Here is a 19,320-nt window from a genome sequence, read left to right on the forward strand (position 1 = left end):
AGGACGGAGGCTTACTCGCCGGACTCTTCGCCGGCCGAGCGGGCCAGCATGTCGCGGAGGTAGCGGTTCTCGCGGCGGGTCGCTTCGAGATCGAACACGAGGTACTTCACGCTGAGGCGCAGGTAGTCGAGGGACTCCTGCATCTCACCGATGGCCTTCTTCACCCGGTCGTGGCGGGTCTTGGTCTCGTCGGCCAGTTTGCGGAGGCGGTCGCGCTCGCCCTCGGGCATGTCGTTGATCTTGGTCAGCAGTTCACCGAGCCGGGCGTGAAAGTCGCGATCGTTCATGTGGGTGTCCTCCGTCGATCTGATCTGTGGATGTCGTCCGCCCCCGCGGCCTGTGCCAAGACCAGATACAACCCACGCGCCGCCGTGCCAGAAGATGGGCACGAACTGCGCGACGTCCAATAAAAAACGCCCTGCATGGCTTTCAGGGCGGTTCTCGGTCCATTTGTGCCGGTGGGGCAAGCTGGGGCCTGCTGGTCGGCCGTCCGGGCTGTTGATCGCCGTCAACGCCGAGCGTTGCGTCCGCGCAACACGTCCTGTGCCTCGTTGGGCATCGACAACGCGATGCGCCGGAATTCCGGCTCGTTCTCGCGCTTCATCTGCCGGCCAAGATCCCGCAGGTGGTCTTCCAGCGTGCGGCGGAAGCGGGCGAAAGCATCCTCGATGTCGTGGCGGGGTAGCTCCGATAACGGATCGACCAATCCGGTCTGCATGGCCGCCCAATCGATGAGCGAGCCGCCGCGGCCGTTAAAGCGGAACAGGGCCCCGGCCTCCATGAATCGGTCGGGCAGCGGCCGCAACGCATCGCGCACCGACTCGGGCAATGCGACCATCCTGGCCTGGAGGGCCGCGGGCTGGAGGTTTACCGGGCCATCGTCGGTATGCGTGAGCGAGGGCGAGTCGATGACTTCTCGCACGCCGGCCCGGGCAAAGCGGATGCGGACCTTGCGGGTGGGCTCGCCATCGACGATGGTCGAGATGACCGAGAGCACCTCGCCGTGGCCCCATTCGGGCCGGGTTGCCAGACGGACCCGGTCGCCCTTCTTCACTTCTGCCACGCTGCTGGACACCCCTTGCCCTCCTCGCATTGGGTCGCGGGGCCGATGATAGCTCCCCGGGAATGGACGGGCGGGCCTAGTATTAACCTGCAGCGTATACGACACCCAGCACCGCCCGGCGATCCGGGTGCGTGCTGCTCGTGCGTCATCGGGAGCCCCCAACTGCCATGATCGAAGCCCTTAAGAGCAACGAGATCGCCTCCAAGGTCGGCGGCCGATTCAAGCTGACCGTGCTCATCCAGCGCCGCCTGGTCGAACTGCTCGACGGTTCGCGCCCGCTGGTGGACCGCAACGGCCGCAGCGACCTCGAAGTCGTGATCGAAGAGATCATGCAGGACAAGATCACCCTCGAATTCGCCGAGCCCGAGGCGGCCGAGGCCCTGCCCCCCGCCCCCACGCGCTCCCAGGAAGCGTTGCTCTAACGCGCCCGGGCGATGACCAGCCAATCCAATGCTGACTTGACCGGCCGCCGCGTGCTCATCGGCGTGACCGGCGGCATCGCCGCGTATAAGACGGCCACGGTCGTCAGCCGCCTGAGCCAGCGGGGCTGCGACGTGCGCGTGGCCATGACCGAGGCGGCCACGAAGTTCGTCACCCCCCTGACCTTCGAGGCGCTCAGCGGGCACCCGGTCGTGACCGGCGTGTGGGACCACCACGACCCGGGCGACGTGCAGCACGTCAACCTGGCCGACCGCATCGACCTGGCGCTGGTCGCTCCGTGCACGATGGACTGCCTGGCCCGGCTGGCGCACGGCCATACCGGCGACCCGATCACGCTCATCCTGAGCGCCGTCGATCGCGCGAAGACGCCCGTGTTGTTGTCGCCCTCGATGAACAGCGTGATGCTGGCCCAGCCCAGCACGCAGCGCAACATCGCCCAACTCCGCGAAGACGGCTACCAGATCCTCGACGCCGAAAGCGGCTGGCAGGCCTGCCGGCACGTGGGGCCGGGGCGGATGCCCGAGCCGGAGACGCTGATCGAAGTGGTGATGGAGGCCCTGGCGAAGCTGTAGACGCTACGCGTCCTCATCTTCGCCCTCATCGGCCGGCCCGACGTAGATCACGATGTCGCCACGGCCCTTGTCCTCTTCGGCCAGTTCGTCGCTCCAACTGGGGACCATGACGATGCTGAGAAGTCGGGCGCCGGGGCGCATGCGTTCGAGGTAATATCGCGTAGCGCCGTCGAATTCGACGTGGAAGCGGCCAACGACCAGGGCGACGGGTTCGTGACCGGCCTGGAGCGCCGTTGCGACGCTATCGGCCATGGTGGCGTCCCAGACCAGTTGCGAGCGGAGGAAGTCGAGCGGACCCGAGCCGCCGTGGCTTACGTCCATGCCGCCCATGGCCTCGACGAAGCGATCGCGGTACGCCGACGGTCCCTGCTCGTCGCGCGGCAGCACGAACGTGGTGCGCTGGGCGGGGCTCATGGCGCGAAGGGCGTCGTAGCCATCTGTACGCGCCAGGCGGACGTAGCGGCGAGGGGCGTTCGCGGCGATCACCACGCCGCCGGCGTCCCGGGTCGCGTTAAACATCGCCTGGTGTGCGTCGGGGAAGTTCGAGGCGCTGCGGCCTGACTTCTTGATGAAGTCTTCCTCTTCAATCATGCCGCCGAGGTACTCGTCGATGGCGAGCTGCTGGTCGCGCTCGAAGAACTCGAGGAGGAGGGCGGGCGTCTCGTCGTGGTCGCGGACGCTCAGCATGTCCTTCCAGATTGCGGCGGCGACTGGGAGCCCAACCGGATGGCCGTGCAACTCGCCGAACAAGACGGCGTCGGCCTTCTTCACTTGATCAAAGATGTCCAGGTCATTGAGTTTCTCGCCGGTCCGACCATCGAAGAACTCGGTCTCCGGATGGTCGATCATCTGGGTCCTGATCGAGTCAGGCGTACGGGGCTGAACCATCGGCCCAAACACTCCGCATCCAGAAACAGCCAGCGACACCGCAACGAGCGACAGAACCAGGGCTTTCTGCGGCATGTGATCTCCTGCACTTGAGACTCGGTAACGGCCGCCCCTGTTCTATGCTCTCGCCGCCGCCCTCGCCTCCCAATCGCCGGAGCCCCGACCCTTGGACCCCACCACCTACGCCGGCTTTGCCGCCGGGCTGGCGACGAGCCTGCTCTGGGCCCTGACCAGCCTTTGCTTTGCCGCGGGCGGGCGGCGGATCGGCCCCACGCTGGTCAATGGGCTGCGGCTGTACGTGGCCATCGTGCTGCTGACGGGCATGGCGTGGATCGCCACGGGAGACATCCTCCCCGTACTCAACGACCGGCAGTTCATCCTTCTGGCCGCCTCGGCGCTGGTGGGCATCGTCATCGGCGACCAGGCGTTATTCACGGCGTTCGTAGACATCGGGCCCAGGCTGAGCCTGCTGATGATGAGCACCGCCCCGATCTGGGCGGCCGTGCTGGGGTGGATGGTGCTGGGCGAGGCGCTTGCCTGGCCAGCTTTGCTGGGCATCAGCGTCACCATTGCGGGCGTGGCGTGGGTCATCATGGAGCGGCCGACCATGAAAGCCGACGAGCGGGCCCACCCCCACCGCGTGCGGGGCATCACTCTGGCGCTGGTGGGCTCGATGTGCCAGGGCGGCGGGCTGCTGATCAGCAAGGCGGGCATGGGCCACGGCTGGATGGAGCCCGAGCAGCACCTGGGGCCATTGCCGGCCACGCAAGTGCGCATTGCGGTTGCGATCGTGTGCATGACGCCCGTGCTCATCGCCCGATGGCGGTTCCAGGCGAACAGGAACGCGCCGAAGATTCCAGCGCGCACCTTGAAGATCGGGCTGGCGTTCACCGCGTTAGGGGCCCTCGTCGGGCCGTTCCTGGGCATGTGGATGAGCCTGGTAACGGCCGACCTGACGCCCGTGGCCGTTGCGCAGACGCTCTGCTCACTGGCCCCGGTGATGATCCTGCCCATGGTGGCCTGGCACGGCGATCGGGTCTCGCCCCGGGCCGTACTGGGCGCGTGCGTGGCGGTGGGTGGCGTGGCGCTCCTGGCGCTGCTGCCCGCGATTCTTCCCGAGAACTGGACAAAATCCGGTCCGACCCGTGAGTCGACGCCACCGGCGACGCTCGAAGAGAGATGACCATCGCTCGCACCAATCGAGCCGACGCACAAACACCGCGTGTTCGGGTACCCGAACACGCGGGGATTCGCGGAACAAACGGTTACAATCCCTCAGGCATCCGACGCCTGGGGGGAGCCATGATCCAGAACCAAGCCGATGGCCACGGCTCACGCGACGCCGATCCGTGCGAGGCGCTGCTCGCCCGCGCCATGAAGGGTGATCGCGCGGCGCTCATCGACCTGCTCGAACAGTGCGCGCCCATGCTGCGAGGCCGCCTGGAGGGCAAGATTCCGCCCCAGTTGCGCGTCACGGTGGAAGCCGACGACGTGCTGCAGGTCACGTACATCGAGGTCGTCGGCCGCATCTCGCAGTTCAAGAGCGGGGGCATGAACGGCTTTCGCGCTTGGGTCTCGCGCGTGGCCGAGAACAACCTGCTGGACGCCATTCGCTCGGCCCATGCGGCCAAGCGTCCCGACCCGGCCAAGCGAGCCCACTCGCCGCGCAATGCCGATGACTCGGCCGCGACGCTGATCGAGGTGATCGCCGGCGACAGCAAGGCGACGCCCTCGCGGTTCGTCGCGCGGGGCGAGGCGGTGATGGCGATGGAGCGCATGCTCGCGACGCTGCCGGCCGACTACGCGAAGGTCATCCGCCTGTATGACCTGGCCGGCCATCCCGTGGAAGAGGTCGCCAAGGAGATGGGCCGGTCGACCGGCGCCGTTTTCATGCCGCGCGCCCGCGCGCACGACCGGCTCCGGGAGGCCATGGGCGACGAAGACCAGTACTTCTCCCGCCCGGGCAGTTGACACCACCCCACCACGGACGCTGCCGCATGGATGACACGCCGAACCAGGGCAAGGACCAGGGGCAATCTGGCTCCCCCGACGACGCGCGCCCGTCGAATGACGGCTCGAGCGCCGAACGCAAGCTTATCGAGGCCGCGCTGAAGGGGGCCGAGCCGGCCAGTGGCTGGCCCGAGTCGACGCAGGCGTGGTTCGAGGGCGCGCCGTTGCCGCCGCACGGGGCGTTTCCCGGCTACGACATCGTCCGCGAGATCCACCGCGGCGGGCAGGGCGTGGTGTATCAAGCGGTTCAGCTCAGCACGCGGCGACACGTGGCGATCAAGGTCATGCATTCGGGCCCGTTCATGGGCTCCTCGGGCAAGGCTCGCTTCGAACGCGAGGTACAGGTGCTCGGCCAGCTCGATCACCCCAACATCGTGCGCATCCACGACAGCGGTGTGACCAAGGACGGCTCGTGCTTCTACGTCATGGACTACATCAGCGGCAAGCCGCTGGACAAGCTCATGAACGAGGGGCAGTTGCCCATCCGCGAGTCGCTCAAGCTCTTCGCGAAGATCTGCGACGCCGTCAATGCCGCCCACCTCAAGGGTGTCATCCACCGCGATCTCAAGCCCGGCAACATCCGCATCGACAAGCACGGCGAGCCCATCGTCGTGGACTTCGGCCTCGCGAAGCTGGCCATTCCCGAGCTCGACGCCGAGGGCAGCGGGAAGCTCATGAGCATGACCGGGCAGTTCATCGGTTCGCTGCCCTGGGCCAGCCCCGAGCAGGCCGATGGTTCGCCGACCAACATCGACGTGCGCACGGACGTGTACTCCCTGGGCGTCATCCTCTACCAACTGCTGACGAATCGCTTCCCGTACGAAGTGCTGGGCAACATGCGCGACGTGCTGGACAACATCATGAAGGCCGAGCCAGCCCGGCCCAGCACAATCCGCCGGAAGATCAATGACGAGGTCGAAACGATCGTGCTCAAAGCGCTCTCCAAGGAGCGCGAGCGCCGCTACCAGAGCGCCGGAGACCTGGGCCGCGACGTACACCGATTCCTCGACGGCCAGCCCATCGAGGCCAAGCGCGATAGCGGCTGGTACGTGCTGACCAAGACGATGAAGCGCTACCGCGTGCCCGTGGCCATCGGAGCCGGGGCGCTGGCGTCGCTCGTGGTGTTCGCCATCGTCGTATGGGTGCTCTACACCGATGCGAGCGAAGCGCGAGATCTGGCCCAGGATCGCGGCATCGCGGCTGAGGCAGCTCGAAGAGCCGAAGCCGAGCAGCGCGCGCTGGCAGAGACCCGATTCGACAACGCCTACGACCTGGCGGGCACCATGCTCACCGAGTTCTACGACGGCATCCGCGATCTACGGGGCGCAACCGGAGCGAAGCTTGCACTGGCCGAGAAGGGCGTGGCCACGCTCGACGCGCTCGAGGCCGACGCCGGCGGCGACCCGCAGCGGCTGCTGACCATCGGCCGGGGCCGCCTGCGATTGGGCGACCTGTACACCGGGCGGGGCGAGTTGCATCGCGTTGGCAAGCCCGAGCAGGGACGCGCCCTGTATGCCGCGGCGCTTGGCATCGCTGACGAGTTGCTCGCCGATCGGCCCGATTGGGCGCCAGCCCTCCGGCTCCGCGGCGATGCCCTGGCCCACCAGGCCCACGCGGTCAGGCTCATGCGCAACCATGAGCGATCCGTCGAACTCTATGAGGCGGCGCTCGTGGCGTTCGACAAGGCCATCGACGCCAACCCGACCGATGGATCGATGGGCGCCATCAGGCTCACGCACGCCGACACGTTGCTGGAGCTGGGCAATACGCTGGTGGAGCAGGCGGCGCTGAGCGAGAGCATCGATGTCCGTTCGAGATTGCAGGCACGCGCCGAGGCAACCTACGAGCGCGGACGATCGGCCTTCGAGCGACTGGCGGGCGAACTGGAAGGGCCTGAGTCCAATCGAGCGAGCCTGGGCCAATCTCGTGCACGAGTTCGCCTTGCTCTCATGGCTATCCGTGCAAGCGAGGCGGGCGTCGAGCAACCCGACCAGGCCGAACGAAGCCTCCAGGGACTCACCCGGGCCGTTGCCTTGCTGTCCGACGCGATCAGCCAACTCGAATCGCTGGCAGCCGCCGAACCGGCCAATGGCGTCTATCCATCGGACATGTGTGTGGCTTTTGACGCATGGGGGCAGGCGCTGCGCCAGAAAGCGCGCGTGCTCGAAGCCAACGCCGGCGACGGCGACGACCGCGCCGCGACGTTGCAGGCCGCCACGGATGCCCGGGCCGAGGCGATCGACGTACTCAGCACCGCGATCGACATGGCGCGCCGAGCGGTCAACACCGACGAGTCGGACGTCACCTATCACCGCACGCTCTCGCACCTGCTCAACAAGCGCGCACGCGCCCTGGATGCCTTGGGCGCCCACGAACGGGCCGAGCGTGACTTCGTTGAGTCGGCGGGCATCCGAGATATGCTGGCCAGCACCGATCCCACGGGGCAGCACCTCAACGACGCCATGGTGGGCTGGTATTACCTGGGCGTCTTCCGAGAGGGCCAGGCCGATCGGACCGACGGGGACGCGTCGCTGCAGGAGGCGTTGGCCGCCTTCGAGAAAGCTCGCGGCTACATCGAACGGCAACAGCAGGCCGATATGAGTACCGATAACGACACCCTTGCCACCATCGACGCCCGTATTAAAGCCGTACGCGACAAGCTTTCTTCCGGTTAAGTCATCCGAATCGGGTTGAGTCGATCCTCGCGTTCTGATATCTTGGGAGAAGAGGAGATACGCCGCCCGAGGCGGCGAGAGGAGAGAGCATGGCGACGTTGGGCCTCACCCGAGTGGTTCTTACCATCGGTGCCGTCGGAGTATGCACCCACGCCAGCGTGGGCCAGGTGATCGATTCCACGTGGATCGACGACACCTCGGGCGTCTGGTCGGACGCCACGAGATGGTCCACGCCCGACTTCCCAACCGCGCGCGGGCCGGACACCTACCGCGCCATCATCGACTTCGATACCGGCGGTCCATACACGATCGGTGTCTCGTCGAGCATCGACGTCGACGGCCTGGTACTCACGAGCACCGATGCCACCATCGACGGCGGTGGTACGGGCACGATCGTCGTGCGGAGCACGCTCGAATTTGGTGACGGCACCGCCCGCGCGCTGGCCGAACTGATGAGCGAAGGCACGCTGCTGTTCACCGGCGCGGCCGTGGCGGAGATCGATGACACGCCGCTGTGCCACGTCGGGTCGGTCGGTCGCAAGACCGGCACGGGCGACATCCTCCTGACCGGCTCGACCATGTTCGAACTCACGTCCGCCTCGACCTTCACGATCGAGAACTCGGGCGACTTCATGGGCGACACCACCGCCCGCCTGATCAACGACGGCGTCTTCGCCAAGCAGTCGCCGGGCACCACCTTCATCGAAGACGTGGGCTTCGTGAATACGGGCACCGTGGTGGTCGAGCAGGGCACGCTGGTCATTACGAATCCCATCCTGCCCAGCCCCGGCACGCTCGGGCCGGCAACCTACGACATCTTCGATGCGGCAACGCTCGATTTCTCCGGCGCGCCCCTGTCCACGAACCAGGCCGACGTCATCTTCCGAGGCCCTGATTCGGTATTCCCCGAGTTCTCCGGCATCGAAAACAACGAGGGCCTGTCCCGCGCCGAAGGCGGTGCCGACATTACCTTCTCGCCCACCGGCGGCCTGGCCAACTCCGGCACGCTGGAAGCCGACGGCGCCGGATCGACGATTACCGCCTCGGGGCCCATCAGCAACACTGGACAGATTACCGTGCTCAACGGCGGCGTCGTCCGCTCGACCACGCTCGACAACAACAACGGCGCGGTGCAGGGCACCGGCACCATCCAGACCTCGAGCTTCACCAACAACGGACTCGTCAGCCCCGGCAACTCTCCCGGCGTGCTGGTAACCGAGAATCCGATGGGCACGCACGCGTTCCAGCAGGGTTTTGACGGAACGCTGCTGATCGAGATCGCCGGACGCACGCCCGGCATCGATCACGACGTGCTCGACGTTCGCGGCATTGCACTCTTCGATGGAACGCTGGAGCTCGAGTTCTCGCCCTTCATGGGCGAGCCCCCCGTGCAGCCGGGCGATCAGTTCGATATCGTCCTGGCCGAGAACATCGACGGACAGTTCCGCGACATCCAGCTCCGTGGCCTGGGGCTGGAAGGCCAGGTGGACGTCATCTTCACGCCCGGCGGCATCGTCGTGGTCGTCCAGCAGGTGCCCGCACCGAGCGCGCTCGCGTTGCTCGGGCTGGGCGCGATGCTCGGCGCCCGGCGCCGGCGGTAGTCATCCCAGTTCCTTCAACGCTTCGGCCACCTCATCGACGTGGCCGGGCACCTTGACCTTGCTCCACACGCGGGCGATCTTGCCTTGCGCGTCGATGAGGAAGGTCGTCCGGTCGATGCCCATGTAGGTCCGGCCGTACATGCTCTTTTCGACCCACACACCGTACTTCTGGGCCACGACGGGATCGGGCTTGCCCTGCTCATCTTCGCGATCGTCGGCCAGCAGCGGGAAATTCAGCTCGTTCTTCTGCGCGAACTTGGCCTTGCTCTTGGTGCCCAGGATGCTGATGCCCAGCACCGCAGCGCCGAGCTTCTCGAAGGCGGGCAACTGATCACGGAAGTCGCAGGCCTCCTGCGTGCATCCGCTGGTCGAGTCCTTCGGATAAAAGAAGAGTACGACCGGCTGCCCCGCGTAGTCGCTCAGGGCGTGCGTGTTACCGTCCTGGTCTTTCAGCTTGAAGGCCGGCGCCTTCCGGCCCGCCTTGATTGGTCCATCCGTCGTCGTGGGCATAGCTCGCTCCTTTGCAAGGAGCCTATCGCCCGGCAACAGATTCGTGGGTCGGCGTGGCCGAGATCAGGAAAGAACCCACCGGATCATGGTGGCCGCCAGCACCACCCCCACCATCATCGCGATGCCGAAGCGAGCGAGGATGGGCAGGCCCGCGGGCTGGGGCGTGTGAGCAGGGCGGATCAGCGGAAGACGCTCGGCGGTGGCCAGGCCCAGGGGCTCTTGGCCGCACCGGGCCGAGTCCTGCACGATGGCGATGACCAGGTTGGCATCGAACTGCCGCAGGCCGAGCCGGGTGGCCTGACTCAAGAGTCGATCACGGGCCTCGGGGCGAAGGATCGCCGAACGCCCGCCCTCGAGGCTCGCCGCGACGCGGCATGCGAGCACCCATCGGGCATCGGCGGCGTCGATGGCGGCCGCCTGTCGGTTGGCCCGGGCCACCTCGAGCTCGCGAGCCGCCTGCCGGGCCGCTTCGCTCGGGCGCTCGGGAGCCGCGGCGTCGCCCACCAGAGACGCCACGGCCCGAGCCGCGTTGCGTGTCGGCAACGCTGTTGCCCGCACGCCACGCCCGTCGCCGACGAGACGCAACGAATGGCTTGTTCCGGCTGAATCCATCATCGTGCGAAGCAGCGTGCATATCTCGTGCCGAAGCGGGGCCAATTCGTCGATACACTGGCAAGCATGACCGAGGGAGATGCCCAGCCCGAACAGACCGCACAGACCGAGCCGATGTCTGAAGACAGGCTCGGAAGTTTGCGGGTTTCCCTGACAAGCGATCAAGTGCTTGATCGGCTGGGACGCGCAGCCCGACGTGGCAAGCTCCCCGAGTATGCCCCGGGCGGCCCCGACGGCGCCCTGTTTCGCGCGAGCGCGCTGGGGCACCCGTTCGACCGCGACCTGCTGGCGTGGGCCGATCCGCAAGATGATGGCGTTCGGATTCGATTCGGATTACGCTGGCGCAAGAAACTTCCGATAATCTACATCGTCGTCATGATCGCGACGGTCGAGCCGGGCCGCTACTTCCTGGACGTCATGATCCCGGGCTCGTGGGGCTGGGGCTCGATCATGTGGTGGTACTACCCCCTCACCATCCTCTCGCTGCCGTTCATGTGGTGGAGTTTCGTCCGCAATTCGCGTCGCTCCACGATGGAAACGGCCCGCGAAAGCCATGCGGCGATCCGGTCGATCCTGGAGGCAGGCGCTCGGGATTAAGATGCGTCGACCCCGCGAATCACGCCCGACGGCGGAAAGGCCGGGGCGCCGGTTCCGATAGACTTGGTACGCGGCATGGTCCGATCCAGCCGCGCGTACACCCCGAACCACTCGGCCCGGCCGGCTGCAACAGGCCAGGAGGAAGTCCATGCTCAAGTCAGCTCGCTCGTTGAACGGCCTTGCCGGCCGGATGTCCTGTGTGATCGCCGCGTGCGGCTTGGCCGTCTCGGCCCCGGCGCTGGCCAAGCCGCAGGTGCTCGACTGGGTGCCCACGGACGCCAGCGGCGTCGTCGCGGTGAACAACCTGGGCGGCGCATCGAGCGACCTGCGTGCGTTCTACCAGGCCAGCAACCTACCACCCATGGAAGGTGAGATGCAGGCCATGTTCGCCGAAGTCGACGGCGTGGGGGTCGACGCAGGCCGGTCGGCGGCCTTCTTCATGGTCGGCGCCGAGGGTTCCAGCGTCATGCTGCTGCCGGTGACCAGCTACAAGGAATTCGTGACCGCGCGCGGCGGCGTGGGCGCCGGGGTGGAAGAAATCGAGTTCGGCGGCCAGGACGTCTTCGTCAAGAAGGTCAGCGACGGGTACGTCGCCATGAGCGACACCGACGAGTATCTCGAGGTCTGGACGCCCGTCGACGGCCACATGAAGGCCCACGCCAGCGCGATGGGTGAGCGTTCGCTGGGCGCCGCTTCGAACGCCGACGTGTTCATCGTCGGCTCGATCGCCGCCCTGGCCGACGAGTGGCGCGAGGGCTACGAGGGCATGAAGGGCATGGCCATGATGTTCGGCGGCCCCGAGGCGGCCCAGGGCTTCGGCGCGATCGATCCGCTCGTGGGCGCCTTCCTGACCGATGCGCAGACCGGCGTGGTCGCGCTCGACTTTGCCGAGGACGGCGTTACTGCCCGAATGCTGAGCCGCTTCAAGGAAGGCTCGATGCTCGCCGGCCTGTTCCAGGGCAAGTCGAGCACCGAGGGCCTGCTGGCCCGCGTGCCTGACATGCCGTTTGCGATGGCGGCGGCGTTCGACACTTCGAGCCCCGGCGTGCGCAGCCTCATGGGCATGATGCAGGAGGGCATGGGCGACCAGGCCGCCGGCCAGGCCCGCGCGATGATGGACATGATGAACAACTCCAGCGGCGGCGCCATGGTGCTGGGCGCACCCTCGATGCAGGAGATGAGCATCGGCGCTGGGGCGTTCGTCCGCAGCGCGGCCTATTACCGCACCGAGAAGCCCGCCGATCTGCAGAAGGCCATGGCCGAGGGCCTCAAGGCCGCCGACGGGCAGAAGACCGAACAGGAAGGCCTGACCTTCACCACCACCACCAGCTACCGGCCCGAGGCCCGCGTGATCGACGGCGTCACCGTCGACGAATGGGGCGTGGCCACGAACATCGAGGGCGAGGCCAACGAGCAGGCCATGCAGGCCCAGATGGCCATGAGCATGATGTTCGGAAGTAACGGCCTGGGCGGCTACATCGCCCCCGCCGACAACGGCGTGGTCATGACCATGTCGCGCAACAGCCAGATGCTCACGCAGACGCTGGGTACCGCCAAGAACGGCGGCGGCCTGGGCGCCAGCGACGCCATCAGCGCAATCTCGGCTAAGTTGCCCGACAACCGCGCCCTGGAGTTCTACATCGGCGTCGACCACTTGCTGGGCATCGGCGCTGCCTTCCTGGGCGAGATTCCCGAGATGCCGCCCGTGGCCATCGTGGCCGCCAGCGGTGACGGCACCGCCGAGATCGCCCTGCACGTCTCGCCCGCGGTCATCGCCAAGGGCATGGAACTGGGCATGATGTTCGGCGGCGGCATGGGCGGCCCGGGCATGGAATTCGAAGAAGGCGACGACAGCGGGCCGGCCTTCTGACACAGACTCCGCATCAACCAAGGCTCTGGGCATTGGCCCACGGACGCGCGGTCTCCCTTGAGGGGCCGTGCGTCGTTGCCATCCTCAACACCACCCCCGACAGCTTCTATGACGGGGGGACGTTGCAGGACGTCGATGCTGCCGTCTTGCGTGCCCGGCAAGCCGCGCGCGACGGCGCCGCCATGCTGGACGTCGGCGGCGAGAGCACCCGGCCGGGCGCAGAGCGCGTGTCGGCCAATGTCCAGATCGATCGCGTCGTGCCCGTGATCGACGCGATTCGACGCTGCGAAGTAGAGCGCGTGGCCAACCTTCCCATCAGCGTCGATACCACGCTCGGCGAAGTCGCACAGGCGGCGATCGACGCAGGGGCCGACGCCATCAACGACGTCTCGGGCGGCGCCGAAGATCCGACGTTGCTGGATGTCGCGGCACGCAATCGTGCGGGGCTGGTGCTGATGCACCGTGGACCCGCACCGCCGGAAGATCGGTACGCCGATGAATACGAGCACGAGCCTGTGTATCCCGACGGCGTCGTCAATGCCGTGCGCGAGGCACTCTCCGCGTGCGCACGGCGAGCGGTCGAAGCGGGCATCGCCACGAACAGCATCGTTATCGATCCGGGTCTGGGCTTTGGCAAGAGCGTGGAGCAGAACCTCGAACTGGTCCGGCGGCTGGACGAACTCACCACGCTGGGATTCCCGGTGTACGTCGGGGCAAGCCGAAAGCGATTCGTTGGTCGAGTCTCGATCGGCCCGGACAGCAAGCCTGCGGATCGGCTGGCGGGGTCGCTCGCCATCACGGTCCTGGCGGCGCAGCGTGGGGGTCTTCTCCACCGGGTTCACGACGTCGCAGAGCACGTTCAGGCCTTATCGGTGCTGGGGGCGTGGAATGCCGGCGGGCAGCACGGGGTTTAGCTTCTGGCCCCGGTTCCATGCCAGGAGAGCGCACGGCGGTGGAAGGCATATCGGGGCTCGCTAGGATCGGGTGTCCGATTCTCGCGATACGAGAAGGACGGGTCACCGTTGACCCCGAGCGACGCAAGGAGCCACGCATGGCCAACGAGCATGTTCAAGAGTTCACAGACGCTAACTTCGAGGCCGACGTGCTCAAGAGCGATCAGCCCGTGCTGGTCGATTTCTGGGCCGAGTGGTGCATGCCGTGCCGGATGCTCGCGCCGATCGTGGATCAGCTGGCCGAGGAATTCGCCGGCAAGGTAAAGGTTGGCAAGCTCGACACCGACGCCAACCGCGAGGTGGCGGTCAAGTACGGCATCCACGCGATCCCGACGATCATCCTGTTTAAGGATGGCGAGCCGGTGGAGAAGTTCATTGGGTTGAAGAACCGTGAGGAACTCGCCGCCGCCATGAACGGCGCCGTCGGCGCGGCCTGACGCTTTTCGCTCACGCGGGCCATACAGTCACCCCCTTGGTGAACAGCACACACGAACAAACCGATCCGCCCAATGGCTCGCGACTTCGTTGCGGGGCGGTGGGCGTCGGTCGCATGGGGCGTCACCACGCCCGCGTGTACGGCCAGTTGCCCGATACCGAATTGGTCGGCGTGGTCGACGCCGATCTCGAGCGTGCGGCCGACATGGCCGAGCAGTTCGGCGGGCGCGCCTTCGGCACGCTGGACGCCTTGCTGGACGCCGGCGTCGACGCGGTTTCGATTGCCGCCCCTACCACGGCGCACCGCGATCTGGCCGAGCGCTGCATCAACGCCGGCGTGCACTGCCTGATCGAAAAACCCCTGGCCGGCACGTCGAAAGACGCCGAGGCGATTCGGGACCTCGCCGAGCAGCGCGGCGTCGTATTGATGGTCGGGCACATCGAGCGATTCAATCCGATCATGCGCGCGATGCAGCGAGCCACCGCCGAAGACAAGTCCATCACGCCGCGGTTCATCGAGGTGCACCGCGTGAGCCCGATGACCTTCCGCAGCGTCGACATCGGCGTGGTCATGGACATGATGATCCACGACCTGGACGTGGTGCTCATGCTCATGGGCGGGCAAGAGCCCGACGAGATCCAGGCCGCAGGCGTGGCCGTGGTGACCGAGCACGAGGACATCTGCAACGCACGCCTGACGTGGAATAAGCCTTACGGTGCGTGCGTGGCCAACATCACCGCCAGCCGCCTGGCGCTCAAGACCGAGCGAGTCACACGCATCACGGGCGAGAAGGCGTACATCAAGCTCGACTACGGCGCCAAGACCGGCGTGATCATCCGTCGCACCGCCAACGAATTGCAGATGCGTGAGATCCAGGCGCAACTGCGCAGCGGCGTAGACCTGACCGATCTGAAGTGGGACGAACTGGTCAACGTGGAGCAGCTCGAGATCGACGACGGGGAGCCCATCGTCATGGAGATCCGTGCCTTCCTCGATGCCATCCGCACCGGGAGCCCGCCGCCCATCGACGCAAAGGCCGGCTTTGCCAATGTCCGGACGGCCCAGCGCATCGTCGAGGCCATCCGAGCGACCATGGGCGACAACCTCGCCGCGTCCAATCCCAATGTTGAAGGAGTCTCCGGCCGGGGCCAGGAAGCGCCCGTCGGCCGCTCGACCAGCACCTGAGCCCACCCGGGGGCCTCGAATCGGCCCGCGTCGGCTCCGCACGGACGCCCCTTTCCGCTAGACTTTCCCCCGTTCCGGTGGCCAGTATCCATCGGTCGCATCCTCACCCGTCCGAGATCCAACGCCATGGCCGATCAGCAGTCCAGCACGTCCCCGACCTCGCCTACGCCTCCAAATCCCGCAGACAAGCAGGAACCCGCGGCGCAGGTCTCCGAGACCATGCCCAAGACCGAGGCCCTCAGCGACGATCTGGCCAAGCAGATCGACGCGGCGATGGAAGCCTCGACCCCGGCCCAAGCCGAGGGCGGCGGAAAGGGTGCGGCCAAGGGCCAGGGCGGCATCCGCGGACCACGCGTCGTCGGCGGCAAGCCCAGCATGCGCGCGGGCAAAGTCGTCAACGTCACCGACAGCGACATCTTCCTGGAGTTTGGGCCCAAGGAACTGGGCATCGTCTCGCGCGATCAGTGGCGTGAGGGCGAGAACCTGCCCGAAGCCGGCCAGGAACTCGAGGTCATCGTCGAGCGTTTCGACAAGGCCGAGTCGATCTACGTCTGCGCCCGCCCGGGCGCCATCCGCAAGGCCATCTGGGACTCGCTGCAGAGCGGGCAAGTCGTCGAGGCCACCTGCGTGGGCGTCAACAAGGGCGGGCTCGAGATGGAACTCGCTGGCGGGCATCGGGCATTCATGCCTGCAAGCCAGGTCGCCGTCGAGCGCGTGAACGACCTGGAGAAGTTCGTCGGCCAGAAGATGGAGTGCGAGGTCCAGCGCGTCGAGCGTCGCGGCCAGGGCAACGTCGTGCTCAGCCGCCGGTCGATCCTCGAGAAGGAGCGGGCCAAGGAGGCCGAGAAGCTGAAGGACACGCTTGCGGTCGGCCAGGTCGTCGAGGGCACCGTCCAGCGCATCGCGCCCTTCGGCGCATTCGTCGACATCGGCGGCATCGACGGGCTCGTGCACGTCTCGGACCTCTCCCATGACCGCATCGGCCAGGGCGAGAACGCCGTCCGCAAGGTCGTCAAGGAAGGCCAGCAAGTCCGCGTCGAGGTCCTCAAGATCGACTGGGACAACCAGCGCATCGGCCTTGGCATGAAGCAGCTCGAGTCCGATCCGTTCACCGAGAAGGTGGGCGAGATCGAGGAGGGCGCCGAGGTCTCCGGCCGCGTCACCAAGATCATGGACTTCGGCGCGTTCGTGGAGCTGGCTCCGGGCGTCGAAGGGCTTGTGCACATCTCCGAGCTGGACCACAAGCGCGTCAAGGCCGTCAGCGACGCCGTCAAGCCCGACGAGGTGGTGAACGTCAAGGTGCTGAGCATCGAGCCGGGCAAGCGTCGCATCAGCCTGAGCATCAAGGCCCTCAAGCCCGCGCCGGCCGGCGCCAAGGGCAAGGGCGAGCGCGGTCCCAGCGCCGAAGAGATCCTCAAGGAAACGCCCCAGCTGCGCCGCCTGCGCGAGAAGTTCGGCAGCGGTGGGTTCAAGGGCGGGCTGGGCTGAGCGACTCGTCCAACCCGAGAATTGCGATTCGCCCCCGCCGAATGACTTCAGCGGGGGCGTTTGTATCAGCGGCTGGCGATGATGCTGCCGGCCGGGTGGTATCCACGACAGATAGCGATCTGATATCGCTTCTTGCCGAGTTGGGATAAGCGCTCATCCTGCACGAATTCGACCGAGCCGAAGACCGGACGCAGTTTGTCTTGCAGGTCGGCATAGCGAGCATCGGCGACGACGATGCAGTCGTAACCGAGCCAGTCGATCGGCTCGCTCCAGTAGCGGTAGCCAAGGCCCGGCCCCTCGATGAGCCACTGGCTATTGGTGAGCTCCGCCGACTCGACGTGGCTTTCCATTGGCCCACGATAGAACGCGAGCACGCTGGCCAATCGGTACTTGTCCATGCCAACGACCAACGGGTCTCGCCCGGACTCGTGCTCGAGCACTTCTTCATATTCCTCGACAATGGCGGCCAGCTCTTGCCAGGGGCCAAACGCGGAGACGGGGCTGTGGTTGGCCTGGGTGAGCAACAGGAAGAGCATGACGCCGATGACCGAAGCGGCGCTCGCGCCGGCGGTCCATGCGAGTTGCCGCGACCACGCGAGCCGGCGGGCGGTGGTCCTGGCCAGCCGAACCCGCGCCAGGAACAGGTACGACGCTGCCGGTAGTAGAACTAGCAGGGCTGGCAGTGTCCAGTTGAGGTGGATGTCGTGGCGCAGCGCCTTGAGGGCTATGACGCCGAGCAACGGAAGTGAGAATGCCGCGGTGATGATCCAACGGGGCTGGAGGAACCGGCGGCGACGTGCTAGTCGAGGAACGTCGGCCAGCAAACGCCACAGCAGCACTGGTGTGAGCGCCAGCACCTGGATGCCAGCGAACGCGGCGATGGTCCCCAGGCTCAGCGACGCATCGCCGAAGCGGTCGAGGAACTGGAAGCGGAAGCTGGCCCAGTCGTGCGTGGCGTTCCAGTAGAGCACGGGCGAGAAGATTGCCGCGGCCAACAGCACTCCGAGGTAGGGGTGCACGCTCCGCAGGTGACGTCGCCACGGGGCGTGCACCGCCACGGCGCCGACCGCACCCGCGGCGAGGAAGACGCCGGTGTACTTGCTCAGCATCGCGCCGCCGAGAGCGGCGCCGGCGAGATACCAGCCGATCGCGCGATTCTCTCGCAGCGCCATCGTGACACCAATCAGGCAGAGCATCCAGAAGAAGAGCAGCGGTGCGTCCATGGTGGCGATGAAGCCCGTGGCGTAGTAGAGCGGCAGCACCAGCAGCAGCACGGCCGCCGCCAGCCCAGCGCCGCGACCGAACCACGCCGACCCAAAGCGGTACATGAGCACAGCGGCGGCGAGCATGAGCGCCTGGCCCACGAATCGCACGCCCAGCTCGGTGTGGCCGAAGAGCATCGTGCCCAGGGCGATGACCCACGAGACCATGGGCGGGTGGTCGAAGTAGCTCAGGCTGGGTTGCTGGGCGTACATCCAGTAGTACGCCTCCTCGGGGGCCAGCGGCATCTGGGCCATTGCGACGAACCGGACGAGCAGCGCGAGCACGACGAGGGCGAGGACGCGGATCTGCGTGCGTGCGCGGATGGTCGGTATCGAGAGCGGCATGCGCCTCCTTCCAGGCGGCCGCAGGCAGGCGTGCTCGTCGCGAAGCAGCGGCACATTGAGCGCGGCCTCGGCCATGACGCGGCCGCTCATCTTTGAGTTTCCTTGCGCACGGTCGGGGAAGTGGATCGGAACCTCGCAGATGCGCAGGCCCAGACGGTGGGCCATGTAGGCCATCTCGACCTGGAAGCCGTAGCCGCCCTGGGTGAGGCGCGACCAGGGGTCGATGGCCAGAAGTGTTTTACGCTTCCACACGCGGAAGCCACCAGTCGCGTCGTGCACGGGCAGGCCCAGCGACCAACGAACATACAGCCCGTTGGCCACTCGGCTCAGCGCCCGGCGGGCGCGGCTCCAGGTCTCGCCCAGCGTACCGCCCGGGCAGAAGCGCGAGCCGATGACCAGATCGGCTTCCCTTGCGGCTTCGACGAGGGCGGGTACGTCTTCCGGCCGGTGCGAGAAGTCGCAGTCCATCTGCAGCACCAAGTCGGCGCCGTCGTCGAGGGCCTGACGGAATCCCGCGAGGTATGCGGCACCAAGGCCCTCCTTCTTCGATCGGTGCAGCACGGTTACGGCATCGGGAGATCGCGCTGCCAGCTGATCGGCAATATCGCCGGTGCCATCGGGGCTGTTGTCATCGACGATCAGAACGCGCACGCGGTGCTCGATTGGCAGGGCGAGCAGCGACTCGACCATGCGTTCGAGATTGAGCGCTTCGTTGTACGTCGGAAGCACGATCGTCAGGTTGTTCATCGTGGTGTCTCGTTACCCGCGGCTTGTCGGGACTCGTGGCTTGACGACGTCTCGATCCCGTGGGG

The 19,320-nt window shown here is 66.7% G+C and carries 18 protein-coding genes; 12 read left to right on the forward strand and 6 right to left on the reverse strand.

The window, feature by feature from the left end; translation table 11 throughout:
- Window positions 1-11 precede the first annotated feature (11 nt).
- Window positions 12-287: a hypothetical protein gene (locus tag RIE32_06330; protein MEQ9095864.1), complete on the reverse strand. Its 276-nt coding sequence runs from the start codon at window positions 285-287 to the stop codon at window positions 12-14.
- Between the two features lie 221 nt (window positions 288-508).
- Entirely contained in the window at window positions 509-1,075 is a 567-nt protein-coding gene (locus RIE32_06335) for a DUF3553 domain-containing protein (GenBank protein MEQ9095865.1), read from the reverse strand.
- 155 nt (window positions 1,076-1,230) lie between these two features.
- Here RIE32_06335 and RIE32_06340 point away from each other — a divergent pair, with 155 nt between their 5' ends.
- Both RIE32_06340 and RIE32_06345 read left to right on the forward strand, forming a co-directional pair.
- Entirely contained in the window at window positions 1,231-1,485 is a 255-nt protein-coding gene (locus RIE32_06340) for a hypothetical protein (protein MEQ9095866.1), read from the forward strand.
- 12 nt (window positions 1,486-1,497) lie between these two features.
- Window positions 1,498-2,076 (forward strand): flavoprotein, encoded by a 579-nt coding sequence (locus RIE32_06345; protein MEQ9095867.1) that lies wholly within the window; start codon window positions 1,498-1,500, stop codon window positions 2,074-2,076.
- Window positions 2,077-2,079: 3 nt separating this feature from the next.
- Here the strand turns inward: RIE32_06345 and RIE32_06350 are convergent, their stop codons facing one another.
- A complete protein-coding gene (locus tag RIE32_06350; protein MEQ9095868.1) occupies window positions 2,080-3,039 on the reverse strand; it encodes a ChaN family lipoprotein in 960 nt (319 codons plus the stop codon).
- A 91-nt stretch (window positions 3,040-3,130) separates the two neighbouring features.
- Between RIE32_06350 and RIE32_06355 the strand changes: the two genes are divergently transcribed.
- From RIE32_06355 to RIE32_06370, 4 genes are all read left to right on the forward strand, one after another.
- Window positions 3,131-4,147, forward strand: coding sequence for a DMT family transporter (locus RIE32_06355; protein MEQ9095869.1), 1,017 nt, complete (start codon window positions 3,131-3,133; stop codon window positions 4,145-4,147).
- A 119-nt stretch (window positions 4,148-4,266) separates the two neighbouring features.
- Window positions 4,267-4,935, forward strand: a complete 669-nt coding sequence (locus RIE32_06360) for an RNA polymerase sigma factor (protein MEQ9095870.1) — start codon at window positions 4,267-4,269, stop codon at window positions 4,933-4,935.
- 26 nt (window positions 4,936-4,961) lie between these two features.
- Window positions 4,962-7,649, forward strand: coding sequence for a serine/threonine-protein kinase (locus tag RIE32_06365; GenBank protein ID MEQ9095871.1), 2,688 nt, complete (start codon window positions 4,962-4,964; stop codon window positions 7,647-7,649).
- A gap of 89 nt (window positions 7,650-7,738) precedes the next feature.
- On the forward strand, window positions 7,739-9,250 hold the full coding sequence (locus RIE32_06370) for a PEP-CTERM sorting domain-containing protein (protein MEQ9095872.1): 1,512 nt from the start codon (window positions 7,739-7,741) through the stop codon (window positions 9,248-9,250).
- Here RIE32_06370 and bcp read toward each other — a convergent pair whose 3' ends face one another.
- Window positions 9,251-9,760, reverse strand: a complete 510-nt coding sequence (gene bcp / locus RIE32_06375; protein ID MEQ9095873.1) for a thioredoxin-dependent thiol peroxidase — start codon at window positions 9,758-9,760, stop codon at window positions 9,251-9,253.
- A gap of 63 nt (window positions 9,761-9,823) precedes the next feature.
- On the reverse strand, window positions 9,824-10,303 hold the full coding sequence (locus RIE32_06380; GenBank protein MEQ9095874.1) for a hypothetical protein: 480 nt from the start codon (window positions 10,301-10,303) through the stop codon (window positions 9,824-9,826).
- A 135-nt stretch (window positions 10,304-10,438) separates the two neighbouring features.
- Between RIE32_06380 and RIE32_06385 the strand changes: the two genes are divergently transcribed.
- The 6 genes from RIE32_06385 (at window position 10,439) to RIE32_06410 (ending at window position 16,901) form a co-directional block, all read left to right on the forward strand.
- Window positions 10,439-10,969, forward strand: a complete 531-nt coding sequence (locus tag RIE32_06385; protein MEQ9095875.1) for a hypothetical protein — start codon at window positions 10,439-10,441, stop codon at window positions 10,967-10,969.
- A gap of 148 nt (window positions 10,970-11,117) precedes the next feature.
- Window positions 11,118-12,839, forward strand: coding sequence for a hypothetical protein (locus RIE32_06390; GenBank protein MEQ9095876.1), 1,722 nt, complete (start codon window positions 11,118-11,120; stop codon window positions 12,837-12,839).
- A 32-nt stretch (window positions 12,840-12,871) separates the two neighbouring features.
- The gene (gene folP / locus RIE32_06395; protein ID MEQ9095877.1) at window positions 12,872-13,753 is read left to right on the forward strand and encodes a dihydropteroate synthase; all 882 of its coding nucleotides are present in this window, start codon (window positions 12,872-12,874) and stop codon (window positions 13,751-13,753) included.
- Window positions 13,754-13,890: 137 nt separating this feature from the next.
- On the forward strand, window positions 13,891-14,229 hold the full coding sequence (trxA, locus tag RIE32_06400) for a thioredoxin (protein ID MEQ9095878.1): 339 nt from the start codon (window positions 13,891-13,893) through the stop codon (window positions 14,227-14,229).
- Between the two features lie 38 nt (window positions 14,230-14,267).
- Window positions 14,268-15,413, forward strand: a complete 1,146-nt coding sequence (locus RIE32_06405; GenBank protein ID MEQ9095879.1) for a Gfo/Idh/MocA family oxidoreductase — start codon at window positions 14,268-14,270, stop codon at window positions 15,411-15,413.
- 126 nt (window positions 15,414-15,539) lie between these two features.
- Window positions 15,540-16,901, forward strand: a complete 1,362-nt coding sequence (locus RIE32_06410; GenBank protein MEQ9095880.1) for a S1 RNA-binding domain-containing protein — start codon at window positions 15,540-15,542, stop codon at window positions 16,899-16,901.
- A gap of 65 nt (window positions 16,902-16,966) precedes the next feature.
- On the opposite strand, the gene RIE32_06415 is transcribed toward RIE32_06410, so the two are convergent.
- Window positions 16,967-19,255, reverse strand: a complete 2,289-nt coding sequence (locus RIE32_06415) for a glycosyltransferase family 39 protein (protein ID MEQ9095881.1) — start codon at window positions 19,253-19,255, stop codon at window positions 16,967-16,969.
- Window positions 19,256-19,320: the final 65 nt, after the last annotated feature.

The organism is Phycisphaerales bacterium, from assembly GCA_040221175.1.
Lineage (GTDB): Bacteria > Planctomycetota > Phycisphaerae > Phycisphaerales > UBA1924 > JAHCJI01.